At 44.1% G+C, this 14,181-nt stretch carries 13 protein-coding genes; 11 read left to right on the top strand and 2 right to left on the bottom strand.

All coding sequences use genetic code 11. The features are described from left to right. Positions 1 to 53 precede the first annotated feature (53 nt). From KSK55_RS14630 to KSK55_RS14615, 4 genes are all read left to right on the top strand, one after another. Positions 54 to 518: a MarR family transcriptional regulator gene (locus tag KSK55_RS14630; RefSeq protein ID WP_218607440.1), complete on the top strand. Its 465-nt coding sequence runs from the start codon at positions 54 to 56 to the stop codon at positions 516 to 518. A gap of 49 nt (positions 519 to 567) precedes the next feature. Beyond that, positions 568 to 1,407 (top strand): EFR1 family ferrodoxin, encoded by an 840-nt coding sequence (locus KSK55_RS14625; protein ID WP_256664044.1) that lies wholly within the window; start codon positions 568 to 570, stop codon positions 1,405 to 1,407. A 127-nt stretch (positions 1,408 to 1,534) separates the two neighbouring features. Beyond that, entirely contained in the window at positions 1,535 to 1,672 is a 138-nt protein-coding gene (locus KSK55_RS14620) for a hypothetical protein (protein WP_214420919.1), read from the top strand. 327 nt (positions 1,673 to 1,999) lie between these two features. After that, the gene (locus KSK55_RS14615; protein WP_218607439.1) at positions 2,000 to 3,952 is read left to right on the top strand and encodes a PKD domain-containing protein; all 1,953 of its coding nucleotides are present in this window, start codon (positions 2,000 to 2,002) and stop codon (positions 3,950 to 3,952) included. A 134-nt stretch (positions 3,953 to 4,086) separates the two neighbouring features. On the opposite strand, the gene KSK55_RS14610 is transcribed toward KSK55_RS14615, so the two are convergent. Beyond that, a complete protein-coding gene (locus KSK55_RS14610) occupies positions 4,087 to 4,665 on the bottom strand; it encodes a TetR/AcrR family transcriptional regulator (protein WP_218607438.1) in 579 nt (192 codons plus the stop codon). An 84-nt stretch (positions 4,666 to 4,749) separates the two neighbouring features. On the opposite strand from KSK55_RS14610, the gene KSK55_RS14605 reads away from it, so the two are divergent. The 3 genes from KSK55_RS14605 to KSK55_RS14595 are packed head-to-tail and all read left to right on the top strand — an operon-like array spanning position 4,750 to position 7,903. Continuing rightward, positions 4,750 to 6,045, top strand: a complete 1,296-nt coding sequence (locus KSK55_RS14605; RefSeq protein ID WP_218607437.1) for a COG1361 S-layer family protein — start codon at positions 4,750 to 4,752, stop codon at positions 6,043 to 6,045. Beyond that, positions 6,042 to 7,241: an ABC transporter permease gene (locus KSK55_RS14600; RefSeq protein WP_218607436.1), complete on the top strand. Its 1,200-nt coding sequence runs from the start codon at positions 6,042 to 6,044 to the stop codon at positions 7,239 to 7,241. The genes KSK55_RS14605 and KSK55_RS14600 overlap by 4 nt, the downstream gene beginning before the upstream one ends. Then, positions 7,238 to 7,903 (top strand): ABC transporter ATP-binding protein, encoded by a 666-nt coding sequence (locus KSK55_RS14595; RefSeq protein ID WP_218607435.1) that lies wholly within the window; start codon positions 7,238 to 7,240, stop codon positions 7,901 to 7,903. Before KSK55_RS14600 ends, KSK55_RS14595 begins: the two co-directional genes overlap by 4 nt. Before the next feature lie 68 nt (positions 7,904 to 7,971). On the opposite strand, the gene KSK55_RS14590 is transcribed toward KSK55_RS14595, so the two are convergent. Beyond that, positions 7,972 to 8,811 carry a phosphate ABC transporter substrate-binding protein gene (locus KSK55_RS14590; RefSeq protein ID WP_256664043.1) on the bottom strand — a complete coding sequence of 280 codons (840 nt, stop codon included), beginning with the start codon at positions 8,809 to 8,811 and terminating at the stop codon, positions 7,972 to 7,974. A 241-nt stretch (positions 8,812 to 9,052) separates the two neighbouring features. Between KSK55_RS14590 and KSK55_RS14585 the strand changes: the two genes are divergently transcribed. The 4 genes from KSK55_RS14585 to KSK55_RS14570 are packed head-to-tail and all read left to right on the top strand — an operon-like array spanning position 9,053 to position 14,177. Continuing rightward, positions 9,053 to 9,868 carry a HAMP domain-containing protein gene (locus KSK55_RS14585; protein WP_218607433.1) on the top strand — a complete coding sequence of 272 codons (816 nt, stop codon included), beginning with the start codon at positions 9,053 to 9,055 and terminating at the stop codon, positions 9,866 to 9,868. 22 nt (positions 9,869 to 9,890) lie between these two features. Next, entirely contained in the window at positions 9,891 to 10,121 is a 231-nt protein-coding gene (locus KSK55_RS14580; RefSeq protein ID WP_218607432.1) for a hypothetical protein, read from the top strand. After that, positions 10,118 to 11,779, top strand: a complete 1,662-nt coding sequence (locus KSK55_RS14575; protein WP_218607431.1) for a hybrid sensor histidine kinase/response regulator — start codon at positions 10,118 to 10,120, stop codon at positions 11,777 to 11,779. The genes KSK55_RS14580 and KSK55_RS14575 overlap by 4 nt, the downstream gene beginning before the upstream one ends. Beyond that, a complete protein-coding gene (locus tag KSK55_RS14570; RefSeq protein WP_218607430.1) occupies positions 11,769 to 14,177 on the top strand; it encodes a methyl-accepting chemotaxis protein in 2,409 nt (802 codons plus the stop codon). Before KSK55_RS14575 ends, KSK55_RS14570 begins: the two co-directional genes overlap by 11 nt. The last annotated feature ends 4 nt before the right edge of the window (positions 14,178 to 14,181 follow it).

Raw genomic sequence — 14,181 nt, 5'->3', positions numbered from 1 at the left:
TATTGTTAAATAACTTAACAATATGGCAGAGATGATATCTAGAGGAATAGTGAATGGTCTCCTGTGCTGATATGATGCAGATCTCATCGGCCTGGATTCGGATCATGAACAAGATGATGGCACTTGAGAAAAATCCCCGTGATTTCGGATCAGGAGATCACCTCTCAAGTGCTGAGATCCACATGATCATGGTCATCGGGAAAAATCCCAGCCAGAATATCACCTCTATCTCTGAAGAACTGGGGATTTCGAAGAGTGCAGTCTCACAGATGGTTCGAAAGTTGGAGCAAAAAAATCTCGTGGAACGGTCCCAACTTCCGGATAATGAAAAAGAGATTCGGCTTTCTTTAACTCCTCGAGGAAGAATTGCTTTTCTCGGGCATGAAACACATCATGCGGTCATATTTGCCCGGATGCATGAGAAACTCGGCGACATGACAGAAGAACAATTTGCTTCCATTATGACTTTTTTCTCTGCAATCGAATCGACGGCTGATGAATTCATGAGGGAAGACTGAATTTTTTTCGAGAAATTTATTGTTAAGTTAATTAACAAAAGTGAAAACTATGAATCAGAATAAATCAATGAACCTAGGATTGTTGTACTTTTCAGCAACCGGAAACACGGAAAAAATAAGCAGAGTCATTAAAAACCGCCTGGAAGAATTCGGATGTACTGTAGATATGATTGATATCACTCCACTTTCATCTAGGAAAGGCGGATTTGACTGCACATCATATGATGCCCTGATACTCGGAGCACCGGTGCACTCTTGGCGAATCCCCCGGGTAGTTCGGGAGTGGTTACCGAATCTCTCCGGAGACGGAAAGAAATGTGCAATCTTTCTGACCTATGGAGGTTTTCAGATCAATCCGGCCCATTATACCACATCCCAACTCCTTCAAAAACAGGGGTTTTCAGTCGTTTCATCTGCAGAATTTCTCGCATTTCATACCTTCAATATCGGTGGCTGGAAGGCGATGGAGGGTCGTCCGGATGAATCAGACATTGCAGTTGCACGGGAGTATGCTGAGATTATCTATGCCCGGTTCTCCGGAGAGGATCCCTGTTTGGTTGGTGAACTTGAAAAGACCAGTCATCCGGAGGAATTACTGGACAAGATTGAGGGATTCAGGTTCCGGATTCTAACACAGGTTCCAACGCGGCAAGGAGCAGATTGCTGTATGTGCCGGGAGTGCGAGGAGTTTTGCCCGACCGGAGCAATTGATGCAATGACCGGAGAGACGGATCCTTCCCGATGTATCGCCTGTCTTGGTTGTGTCCTTCGATGTCCGGAAGGAGTGCTTATGATAAATGATATGACCCCGAGCTGGAAGTTTAAATTAAAAGGAGAGCATATCACCGAAGAGGAGATGAACGGAAAGAAGAGCAGGATATATCTATGAATGGGCTGATTATTGGTTATTGAGTGGTCTGGAAGTATTCATCCTTCATTCTCCGGTGTAAAAGAACAGACATATGGTTAAGAAGGAAAAAAGCAAATAGAACCCCCTATTAGGAGCAACGAGTTAGATGCCAACGAGTAAAAAGCAGCTGGTAAAGCTGAACCGAGAGAAGAAGGCAAAGGCAGAAGAACTCTCAAAGCAGGCAGCAGCGGGAAGTGAATCTGCCAAGAAAAAACTCAAGAAACTTGAGAAAAAAATTAAGTAAGCTGCTAGGGATTCTCACCTTTTTTGATTTATTTTTTTCGTACACTGACAAACGGTTTGTGGAATAGAAAAAAAGGTTTTCCAAGTTTTATAATCGAATTGCCATTTTAAGAGAATTTTGGTGATAAAATAAATTTTTAAAATGAAATTTTTTTTATTGGTGTAAAGTTTTAAGGTAGTTGGGGATCTATTGAGGGTTCAGGTTTTGTTATACCCTACTCATTTCAGGTTATGGAAATAATGAAACCCAAACCAAGGGGGAATAGGCAATACCTCATTGAATTGATCTCCTAATCCTCCTTATCAATTGTATAATGGAGGGAAGGATATGGAAAAAACCATTGTATTTATAAAGATTTTTTTGACTATTTTTTTCGTGCTGGGGGGAACATCTCCCTTAGCAATGGGTGAATCTGCAACGTATTCTGGTGTTACGTTCCCTTTGGGGGATGTATCCTTTGCAGACATCGTTATTGATTTTACTCCAGGGAGTGAATCCGGAGAGAGTGATGGATCTGCGGTTATTGGCCCACCCAATGGAGAGGTAGGTCCATCAATAATCGGAGCGAAAGGTGATGTCACATTAGGCAAGGGTGGGAGTATCATCCTTAAATTCACTAATAATTTCCTTATTGATGGAGAAGGACTCGACATCTATATTTATGAATATGGGCCTGCAGTGGAACCATTCAAAGTTGAAATCAGCAAAGACGGAATTGAATGGATTGACCTTGGGGTCATATCAGGTCAGCCAACCGGAGTGGACATTCATGGAATGGTGAATTCTGGAGATAAATTTAGTTATGTGCGGCTTACTGATCCTACATCATATTCTCCTCAAAATCCGAGCGAAATCGGGAAAGAGTTATACTATGGAGCAGATATTGATGCAGTAGGAGCTATTGGGAGTGAACAGAGACCTGATTCAGATGAGGATGGGATTGCTGATGATGATGACACATGTCCGAACACACCAACAGGAGTGATAGTTGATGCCAAAGGATGTCCGATATCAACTGATTCTTCTTGCACGGCATGTTTCTCCGCTATAGCACCTGAAAGTAGGGGTGACATAGCATCAGGCACAGTTCCTTTGACGATACAATTTAAGGATTGTTCCTACTCTGATCCTATAGCATGGCATTGGAATTTTGGTGATGGAGGAGTATCATTTGCCCAGGATCCCAAATGGGTGTACTCTAAACCTGGGAAATATACGGCTACTCTTACGGTTACCTGTAAAGATGGAGGAAAGGATACAATCAGTGCAACGGTAGAGGGATGGGATACTCCACAAACCAGTTGTCCAGTATCATTTTCTGTTGCCATTAACTCTGCTAATCCAAAAGAAGTTATTTTAACACCAATTATTCCCTGCCCCCATGCTCAGGCAATACGGTGGAAATATGGAGATGGATTTGAAGATATGTATAATATTGGATTAGGTTCGCCGTCTGATCCACATAACAGACTATACTCGGATTATGGAACCTACACCATTATAATGGAAGTAATATTTGCGACAGACACGGAAATTGCATCTCAAAATGTTCGTATAAGTCCTTCCAGTACGGGTGATATTCCATCATATAACAGCGTGGCACAGATAACGAGCAATAATCTTGGTTCATTCACCGTCAATAATGCAGGAGATGTATACTTTGTAGACTATACAAAGGGAACTATTGGAGTAATCGGTGCAGATGGGACTGAAAAGGTAGTTACCAGTGGTATTGATCGGCCACGCTCCCCGGTATTTGACAGTAGAGGAAACCTCTATGTAGGTTCATTTGATGGAACTATTCAGAAAATAACCCCTGACGGGACAAAAACGGTGATAGCATCAGGTATATGGAGCCCTCAAGCGATGGGTTGCGATGCTGATGATACGTTGTATGTTGCCGGAGGATATGATGGGAATATCTATAAAATTACCAAAACTGGAAGTATAACTAATATCCCCTCCGGATTTCCAAATCCAAAACATCTGGTTGTTACCCAATCAAGAGATATGTTTGTTGTGAATGACAAAGGTTCTCTTATTAAAAAGATATCTCGAGGTGGTGTTTCAAGCAATTTGGTGGATTTAGGAAAGCCCATCAAAGGGATGACTATTGAAGATCAGAAAATATATGTCAGTTATGACGATACCGTTGTAATGGTAGATCTCAATGGTAAAGTTACTCCTTTAAAGATTGGATTAGATCAACCTGCAGCGATTTCTGTTCAGAATGGTGTCCTCTATGTAGCGGTAGATGGTGGGACGGTTATGATTAAGTAAGAATCAGGATCTTTTCATTTTCAATTAAGATCAAGAAACTTGAGAAAAAATCAAATCGCCACTCTTTTATTCATATACTCTTTTTTTTGGGTTACAATAAATTCCCACCTCCACTCTGGAGTATTTTTACGTATTCATCTGCCATGTTGAAACGGGGCTGATATCACCGTTTCCCACACCTGTGCTGCTTTCTCCGGATCAAGGCCCAGTCTTTGTCTTATCTGCAGACCAATGAACAGGGCCAGCATAGCATTGGCCATGATTTCCGGTTCAGACTCTATCGGCCGGTCAGGAAACCGCATAGACAGGTACAATGCGATCTGATGAATCATCTCATCATGAAGATGGGCAATCTCAGTAATAATCATGTGTTTTTTTGGAAGTCCTGCTATAACTTCAAAGACAATTGCAAACTGGTCCTTATAGCGGTTATTGGCCTTTGCGAAAAATTCTCCAAAGGACTGGATCTCTCCTGACTGGATGGTCTCTTGTGCCATAGAACTGACATCTGCAATGATGGATTTGATGATCTCAAGAAACAGGGCTTCTTTATTTTTATAATACAAGTACAGCGTTGGTCGTGAAATACCAGCTTCCCTGGCAATGTCGTCCATCCGCACATGCTGGTATCCTTTTTCAAAGACAATCCGGGTGGCAACCTCCAGTATTCGCTTCTTTGCTTCTTCTTTGTATTCCGGCACAACCCGAGGCATAGGAGAATGTTTGTGGTGAGATGATATAATGACACTGGCGTCAGTAACATTTATGTCATTCAACTGACACTTATGTTATAATAAATGACGCACGTGTCAGCATGTCCGGCAGGATCTACTCCATGTCGGATCAAAAAAGAAACAGCACATAATCGAATCGTCTGCATCCTTATCTCTTTGTCCATCATACTGGCGGGTGTCGGCTTTTTCGGAGTGGTAACTGCAAGTGAACCGACCATTGTAGTCTCTTCGTATGAGGTCAGACCAGACGTGATTATGCCAGGAGGTTCTGCTCTTATTACCGTCCATGTATCAAACACGGCAAAAGGGGCCACAATTACAAAAGTTGGTGGAGATCAGACAACCGGCCAGTCGGTTACAGAAACCAGGGATATCAATGTCTACCTGTCAGATGTCTCCCTGTTTGGAAACGGTCTTCAGGTGGAGTCCGGTGATTACCGTCGGGTCGGAGAGGTAGGTCCTGGACAGTCAGTACCCCTGACATTCCTGGTGCAGGCTCCGCATCAATCAGGAATCTATTTTCCAGAGTTGCATATCGCAACCGAGGGGGGAAGAAGCCTGAAATACCCGATCCCGGTGAATGTCAATGATGACAGCCTGGTGCAGAAAAATCCTGCACTGCAGATTACAAAAGAGATTCCTCCATCAGTGATACCTGGGGAAAATGCAGAGGGTGTTCTTGTTCTTCGCAATGACGGGGAAACGGCTGCATCAGAAATCATGGTGAACATCAGTCCGGCAAGTCCTGAGATCTCTGTAACCAGCCAGGTTGTAACACATATTTCACGGCTTGGCCCTGGTGAGGATATGAGTATCCCTCTCATGGTTACGACCAGCCGGAAAACACCAGAGGGAATCTCACTTCTTTCCTGCACCCTGCAGTACAGTACTGCTGCAGGGACCATCCTGCACCAGACTGAACAGGTACCTGTCAAAATATCGGGAAAACCTGATCTTGCCATAGCAGCAGTAACATCTGATCCCGTCCGGATATCTGAAGGAATGCCCTTCTCTCTCATTGTTCGGATTGAAAACACAGGGACCGGGGATGCGAATGGGGTCAGGGCAGTCATCGATGCCCCGGTGCGAGGGACAAAAGAGGCATTTGTTGGGAAGATTGAAACAAATAATGACGGACCCGCTGTATTTTACCTTCAGGATGCCCCTGCCGGTGATGTTCAGATCCCGATAACCATCAGGATGGAGCATGAAGGGGCGGAATATGTCATGGATGATCTCATCTCTCTGACTATTGCACCACGAGGAAATCCTCTGTTCATTCCGTCAGTGGTTATCCTGTGTCTACTTGGTGTCGGTATAGTGATGTACCATCGCCGGAAATCGGTGAACGGGCGATGAAAAAAGTTTACCTGCCTGTATATCTGGCCGTTCGTGCGATACAGAGGGGAAATAAAGGAACATTTCTCCTTACCATCATGATCGTTGCATTATCCTTTGTCCTGATGGTCTTCATGCCATCCCTTACCGCAGGAATTACCGGAGCATACAATCAGCAGGTCAGTGATTACCAGTATGCTGACCTCGTGATCGAACCAGATGATGACAACCAGGTTCTTTCAGATACCGATAATCTGATCAGGACTATTGAACGGATTCCGGGAATCTCTGCAGCCTCTTCCCACATGATCGTCAGCACCTCCCTGAAATCAGAGAAAAAAACGCTTTCCCGTGGGATTACTACAATTATTCCTTCAGATGAAGAGCAGGTCACCAGAACAGCCGGGAAGATAACCGAGGGTCGGTATCTCTCTGATGGCGACACTGATATGATTCTGCTCGGTTCTGTTCTTGCAGGTCATGATGATGAAAAAAAGGATAAAATGGAATCACTCGGGGGTGTTCATGCCGGTGATTCTCTGGATGTAACATTTCAGAATGGAGTTGTCAGGAAAATGACCGTGGCAGGGATATTTGAGACCGGGTCTCTCTCTGCTGATAATGAGGCATTTATTACGCGAAAGGAGATGGAATCAGTACTTGGAGAGACCGGAGAATCTTCTTTGATCCTCATCCGTGCGTATGATGCAGATTCGCTCAAAGAGACCAAGGTCAGGCTTATGGAGTTTGGAATTCATGATGATATCAAGACGGTAACTGAAAAAGGAGAAGGGATAATAGGCGATGCACTGAAGAGTTTCTCCCTCCTGAACTCTATCATGCTGGTCTTTTCTCTTGTTATTGCAAGTATTGTCATCTTCATTGTGGTATACATCAATACAACCCATCAACGAAGACAGATAGGAATTCTCAAGGCTATCGGTATTCCTGAGCGGGATATAATCAGGGATTATCTGGTTCAGGTTGCCGTTATCTACGGCTTCGGTGCAGTATGCGGAGTAGCTCTCTTCACGGGCATTAGTGAATATTTCAAGGCTTTTCCTCTTCAGTTCCCAGCCGGTGCAGTGTATCCGGTGTTTGATCTGACAGTACTCCTTCCATCACTGGTAGTCCTGGGATTTGTTTCCCTGGTTGCCGGATTTATTCCTGCACAACAGGCAACATCAGAAGAGATCTTGGACCTGGTGAACCGATGATCGAGACCTGCGACCTTATAAAAACCTATCAGATGGGTGATGTCAGCATACATGCATTACGGGGTGTGTCAGTCCGAATACACAAAGGAGAGTTTGTGGGGATTATGGGGCCATCCGGAAGTGGAAAGTCCACATTTCTTCATCTTACCGGGCTCCTTGACAGCCAGACCTCCGGAAAGGTTCTGATCTCCGGAACTGATGTCTCTCTGTTTTCCAATGAAAAACGATCCCAATTTCGACTGGAAACCATGGGATATGTTTTTCAGGACTACGCTCTCATTGAAGATCTGACCGTAGTGGAAAATATCGCTGTGCCTGGTTTAGGTTTGGGCATGGATTTTTACCGGGTGATGGATCGGGCAATGATGCTGGCAGAAGAGGTTGGTCTTTCAGGAAGAAGTGGCCACCTAAAGCGTGAACTTTCTGGCGGTCAGCAGCAACGGGTGGCAATTGCACGTGCCCTGATGAATGAGCCTGCAATAGTTTTTGCTGATGAGCCATGTGCAAATCTTGATACCTCCTCTTCACGGATGGTCCTTGACCTCTTCAAACGGCTGAACCAGGAGTATGGTCAGACGATCGTGATGGTTTCCCATGAACCATGGCATGAGGAGTACTTTGATCGGGTCATCAGGTTTATGGATGGAACTATCGACACCTGATACATTATAGAAGAACAGAAATGGAGAGGGTTCTTCTCTCCAATTGATTGTGGTCCGATATGATTATCTTACAGGCTTACAAAGCCCTGTTCTTCAACGATCTTCTGTCCCTCTGCACTCACGACAAAGTCAAGGAACTCTTTTGCAAGGCCTTCTGGCTCACCAGCGGTAACGAAGTATAATTCACGGGAGAGTGGGTATGTACCGGACTTTACGGTTTCAACAGACGGTTTTAAGTTCTTTCCATCGTCGCCTGTGATTCCGATGACTTTTACGCCATCTTCAAAGCCCATACCGACATATCCGATTGCGGTCGGGGTCTGGGAGACATACTGCTGGACTGCACCGTTGGAGTTCTTTTCAAGCATGAACTTGGTGAAGTCTTCCTTGTGGAGAACTTTCTCAAAGAAGAACTCTCTGGTTCCTGATGCACTGTCACGTCCGACGATCTCAATATTAGCGGTCTCTCCACCAAGGTCCTGCCATCCGGTGATGGTACCGGTGTAGATGTCCTTGATCTGTGAGAGGGTTAATGCTTCTACCGGGTTTTCAGGGTTTACAATAACTGCAATTCCATCCTTTGCAACTGCGACGGTCTGAAGCTCCGGGTATGCAGTCTTCTCTTCATCTTTCAGTTCACGGGATGCCATTGCAAGGCTGACAACTCCTTCGCCCATTGCCTTGATACCTGCACCAGATCCGCCGCCACTGACTTGAACATCAACGTCAGGGTGAGCGTCCATGAATGCTTCTGCACATGCAGAGGCGATCGGGAGAACGGTGGTTGAACCTGAGATACTTAAAGTAGTCTCTTCTGCCATAACAGGAGCAGTAGCAAAAAAGACAGCACAGAGCAGGAGCATGATTCCTGCAAACCGGAGAACCGGAGTTTTCATCGTATGAGACATGATAATTCCCGACACCCATTATCATCCCGGGAATATTCCGTTTTTCGATAGAGAATACGGAGGAGTATGGAGACTCATGAGAGGTATGATATCTCTATAGTTCCCTATTCTCACTATATCTGACAATATCCTCTATGCCCAATCATTATCGAACCGGCGAGGGATCTCATGTGCATACATTCCGTTCCTGACCGGATGTCTTCTGGTCGGTGATTTGGAACATTTTGGAGAGATTTATTCAATGGCATCCATGCTGCACTCAATCATGACAAAACTTACCGCCGGTTTTGTTATCCTGGTAATCCTTATTACCGGACTTACATTTTTGTTCACCGTCGGTGCATCAACGGAAAAAATTCAGGAATCAACTCAGCAGGAACTGGTGGCTCTTGCCGCTATTACTGCAGCAGACCTGAACGGAGATGAAATCGCTAAATTAAAACCAGGAATGGAAGCTGAAATCCTCTACCTGATGAATGCTGAACAGTTAGCCCATATGTCCCAGGCAGATCATGAAATTGTCAAGATATTCACCGTCAGAAAGCAAAATGGCGGGATGGAATATGTCATAGACAGTGGATACAATATCGGAAAGCGAGATGTGAAGATAGGCACTCCGGTCTCAAATCCGACAACTGCCATGACATCAGCATTTACTGGACCATCTGTTGAAAAAGACTTTGTTGAAAGGCCCTGGGGGACGGTTCTTGCTGGGTATGCACCGATTAAGAATGCAAAGGGAGAGGTCATTGGTATAGTTGGGGTGGATATGCATGCAGCAGTCGTACAGGACCGGATGGACTTTGTTGGCCAGACCATTTATCTTATTCTATTCCTTGGCATTCTCTGTGCCGGACTCATCATAGCCATATTCTCCCGAACCATGATTCGTGACATCCACATGCTGATAGAATCGGCAAATAAGATTAGCAGGGGAGATACGAATGTGTCAATTTTTATTCAAAGAAATGACGAAATTGGTGAACTTGCCTCCTCATTCAAACGAATGATTACCAGTCTGAAGATCCTGATGCACCAGGATTACCAGCATGAGTAATCAGGTATAAGGGGGATTTTTTATGAGTAAAACCTCTGATGCAGTGCTTGAGATGTCTGTTGAGTATCTTGGGCCTGCAGCAATCACCCTCCTGGAACGTCAGACCAAATTTCATCTGAACGGATTGAACTTTTCAGACATCGGACCGGAACATTGCATAGAACTTGCAAAATGGGTAGCTCTTGCATCATCCATGTTTATAGAACAGGATCTTGCACAGGAACTTGCTGATAAAATCGGGAGGCTGGCATGAGTGAATATCAGCAACCCCTATACCATTATCAGCCGATTCAAGTGCTACATGTTGACGATGATCCAAACATACTTGCCATTACAAAGGTTTTTCTTGAACACTCCGGTCAGATCAGGGTTAATTCATGTTCATCTGTTCAGGAAGCATTTGAGTATCTCCTTCGTGAATCGGTTGATGTGTTTATTTCTGATTATGAGATGCCTGACATGACAGGTATTGAATTTCTTCAGACTATCCGGGGACATAACTGTGACACCCCGTTTATTCTTTTTACCGGCCGGGGAAGAGAAAGTGTTGCTATTTCTGCAATGAATTCCGGGGCCACATTTTATGTTCAGAAAGGTGGAGATCCAAAATCACAATTTGCTGAACTTTCAGATAAGGTTCTAAAAGCCTGCAGACAATACCGGGATCAACAAAAAGTAAGACATCTATCTAGAATTTTTCAGGTTCTTCGGGAAGTCGGAGATGCTGTTTTTGGAAATGAGGATACTCGGGAAGTTTTCAGCCGGCTTTGCACGAGAATTACTTCAGAGCCCGGGTATCAGAATATGCGGATCGTATTGCTTGATCGATCTGGTGAAGTACGCGGAGTATATCATGCAGGACTTGAAGAACAGATCGAACGATTTGTCTCATACCTGAAGACCGGCCAGCGGACATCATGTTATAGAAAGGCTCTTCATTCTAAAGGGCGTCCGGTTATTTGTGCCCCGGATGATACCTGTCATTCATGCCCATTATATTCTGGTCATCATGAATCACATACACTCACCATGCCACTTGAACACGGAGGAACAATATATGGAATAGTGTCAGTTACCCTTAATTCGGCATATTCCTGCGACCCTGATGAACAGGCCATGCTAATTGACATTTCCCGTGAAATATCATATGCATTATACCATTTTTCTTTGAAAGAAGAGCATAATGCAATGGAAGCCCTTATAGGGACTAATAAAAAACTCGATATCCTCAATACCATCACAAGACATGATATTCGGAACGAACTGACCGTCCAGTCATTTCATTACGAAAACCTGCTTGAATTAGCCAATAAATATCCGGATATCAGAGAAGATGTTATTGAGATTGGCAATTCCCTGAACAATATTCAGGAACATCTGATGTTTTCTGATGTATACCAGAAGATTGGGATACAAAAACCACAATGGCTCTCGATTCATCGTATTATTGAAAATATCACTCTTTCCCATGGATTTGGAAATGTTTCTATCCTACATTCAACCGGGACACTTGAGATATACACTGATCCAATGTTTGGAAAGATCATCATAAATCTTGTTGAAAATGCTTTGATGCATGGATGCCGGGTATCAACCATTCAAATTAGGTTTATAGAACAAATTGATTCTGGTCTCCTTATTATCGAAGACGACGGAGTGGGCATTCCGGATACAAAAAAAAGTCTTATATTCGAGCGGGGAGTTGGAAGAAACTCAGGACTTGGCCTTTTTTACACAAGGGAAATTCTAGCACTGACTGGTATGAGTATTACAGAAACCGGCAGATATGGAAACGGGGCCAGGTTTGAGATCACGGTTCCAAAGCGATGTTACCGATTTTATAAAGGGGAAGAACTGTTGGACTCTATTCCCACTTCTTTTGCAATGCGGGTGCATTCCGATGATTCATAATTCCATAGTTTCCAGGGAAGGCACTGCGGCAGATTCATTTATTCAGCATATTTCTCAAGGATCATATGCTTTTTCATGTTGGGATGATTACGTTGATTCATTCCCTGTTCCACTTCTCCTTTGTGATCATACCCTGACAATTTCACATGCAAATGAAGCCTTCCTTTCCTTTTCAGGATTTCAGAAAGAAACAATGGAGGGGATGCATTTTAGAAATTTGACAATCTCCCTCATTTCTGGAGAATCGGTATGGGATGCAGCATTGTCAGGAAAAATAACATCAGGGATTGCTGAGATTGTCTTTCCAGAAAATGCAGGATTTTACGAGATTCGAGCCCTTCCTACGGTTCCTGAAGGTGCATCACTTCCAGTTATGCTCGTGTTCTTTATAAAGCCAGATAACCCGCCAGACTTTCCCTCATATGATAAAATCAGGAATTCTCTTTCTGAATCCTGTGAAATATTAGCCGAGATGGATGGTACCATACTTTCAATGTCTTCAGGTTCTTCAATTCCTCTTCCAGCAGATATCATTCTAAATAATAATATCCTGAAGTGGGATGTTCTCACAGAAAATCCTGCAATACAGGAAGTACAAAACCATCCAGGCACAGAGATCAGGTTTGTTCACGAAAATAAAATGTTAGAGGTGTCACACCTCATTACAGTCCGGGTCTGTTCTGTGGTTATTCTTAAACGTTCGGTACTGTTTTTGACAGTAACTGAACTTATCCCACCGGTAAATGAGCAAAAGCCAGTTACTCCGGATAATTCTGCTCTTTCTTCTTCACTGGAACAGCTTGCAACCGAAATAACTGAAGGGAATTTTTCACACAGATTAGAGATCGAACTCTGGCCGGAGGATTTACATCCGGGTATTCAGGCAATAAATAATGCAATGGAACGGATTGAAAAGCAGTTTTGTGCTCTTACGGATGGAATATCTCAGATGAATTCGGGATGGATACCACTTTCCATTCCAGCGCCTGCAGAAGGTCCGTTTACTGGGATCATCAATAATCTGAACGGGGCACTTGATAGCCTGCAATTAATGGTTGCAACCGTTGAATCCTTCACCATGTCGGTTATGGAAGGAAATCTCACGATGAAAGGAGATACCTCTGGACTCTCGGGGTATTATCATGCGATGATTGCCGGAATGAACCAAATGCTGGTCAAACTGAATACTCCATTACTAGAGATGAAACGGGTTGCAAAATCCTTCGCAGGGTGTGAATTTTCCTCGCGGATGGACGAGAAAATTGCATATCCGGGTGATTTTGCCAGTATGAGAGAGTCAATGGATGCAATAGGGATATGGTGTTCTGCGGTTGTTGGAGAGATTGACCGGGTAAGCAGCCGGTATTCATCCGGAGATTTTACTGCCAAGATGAATTCAAAACTTGAAGTTACAGGAGATTTCACAACAATAAGAAATTCACTTGACAATATCGGGATTCAGATATCTGATAGTATCACGGTGCTCAGGAATGCCGCTGATGTGTTGACCATTGAAGCTGATGGGATAAAACGAGAGATTGCCGCGGTTTCAGGGCAGGCTGAGACCCTTGCCTGTTATACCGGTGCAGTTTCAGATCGAGCAGTCAGTGTACAGGAGGAGGTCAGGCAGATGGTCGTAAGTACTGATACTGCCATGCAGGCACTCTGTGGGATGAATGAAAAGGTGCAGGAGGTCGCTTGTACCTCTGCCAGAACACACGAAATGTCATCTCAGGGAGTAATACTCGCAACACAGAGCCGTGAAGGAATTGATGCCATTTCAGAAGCTGCAGGTTCAGTTGACAATGGAATTTCACGTATCCATGAAGAACTGATCAGTATTGAAAAGATAATAAAAGTGGTGACGGATATTGCAAACCAGACAAATCTGCTTGCCATAAATGCAGCTATAGAGGCGGCCCATGCCGGGAGTTATGGAAAGGGATTTGCAGTTGTTGCAAGTGAAGTAAAAAACCTGGCCGTTCAATCAAAAGAGTCCACAACCAGCATTTCACAGACGCTTGATGCCTTGCATGATGCATTCCGAGAGGTGAGAGATAAAGTCTCACAGGTCCAGGGTGAGATTGAGTCACGAAGTTACGCCATCTGTGAAATGGTGCATCTGTTTGAAAAAATGGCTGGAGAAATAGAAGTTATTGCAACCATGAGCAGGGAAACCGGTGTACTGTCACAGGAACAAGAGAACAGGATTGCCGATCTGAATCAGCGGGCACGAACAATTGGTGAATTGATGGTTGAGACAGCCCGGGATGCCGGGGCATCTGCTGAGGCCTGTGCTTCATCCTGCCGGTCAATTGAACAGATATCCGGTCATATTGAAACGGTTGCCAGATATGCAGGAGAGATCCATGGAGGAATAAGCGGGTTTACCGTTTAATCCA

It is taken from the genome of Methanospirillum hungatei (assembly GCF_019263745.1).
Taxonomy (GTDB): Archaea; Halobacteriota; Methanomicrobia; order Methanomicrobiales; family Methanospirillaceae; genus Methanospirillum; species Methanospirillum purgamenti.
This window is presented reverse-complemented; position numbering and strand designations above follow the sequence as displayed.

Bases quoted from the DNA above. Each gene is read 5' to 3' on its own strand.
- KSK55_RS14610 (WP_218607438.1), bottom strand. From the start codon at position 4,665: ATGCCTCGGGTTGTGCCGGAATACAAAGAAGAAGCAAAGAAGCGAATA.
- KSK55_RS14620 (WP_214420919.1), top strand. From the start codon at position 1,535: ATGCCAACGAGTAAAAAGCAGCTGGTAAAGCTGAACCGAGAGAAGAAG.
- KSK55_RS14615 (WP_218607439.1), top strand. From the start codon at position 2,000: ATGGAAAAAACCATTGTATTTATAAAGATTTTTTTGACTATTTTTTTC.
- KSK55_RS14625 (WP_256664044.1), top strand. From the start codon at position 568: ATGAATCAGAATAAATCAATGAACCTAGGATTGTTGTACTTTTCAGCA.
- KSK55_RS14570 (WP_218607430.1), top strand. From the start codon at position 11,769: ATGATTCATAATTCCATAGTTTCCAGGGAAGGCACTGCGGCAGATTCA.
- KSK55_RS14630 (WP_218607440.1), top strand. From the start codon at position 54: ATGGTCTCCTGTGCTGATATGATGCAGATCTCATCGGCCTGGATTCGG.
- KSK55_RS14605 (WP_218607437.1), top strand. From the start codon at position 4,750: ATGACGCACGTGTCAGCATGTCCGGCAGGATCTACTCCATGTCGGATC.
- KSK55_RS14595 (WP_218607435.1), top strand. From the start codon at position 7,238: ATGATCGAGACCTGCGACCTTATAAAAACCTATCAGATGGGTGATGTC.
- KSK55_RS14580 (WP_218607432.1), top strand. From the start codon at position 9,891: ATGAGTAAAACCTCTGATGCAGTGCTTGAGATGTCTGTTGAGTATCTT.
- KSK55_RS14575 (WP_218607431.1), top strand. From the start codon at position 10,118: ATGAGTGAATATCAGCAACCCCTATACCATTATCAGCCGATTCAAGTG.
- KSK55_RS14585 (WP_218607433.1), top strand. From the start codon at position 9,053: ATGGCATCCATGCTGCACTCAATCATGACAAAACTTACCGCCGGTTTT.
- KSK55_RS14600 (WP_218607436.1), top strand. From the start codon at position 6,042: ATGAAAAAAGTTTACCTGCCTGTATATCTGGCCGTTCGTGCGATACAG.
- KSK55_RS14590 (WP_256664043.1), bottom strand. From the start codon at position 8,811: ATGTCTCATACGATGAAAACTCCGGTTCTCCGGTTTGCAGGAATCATG.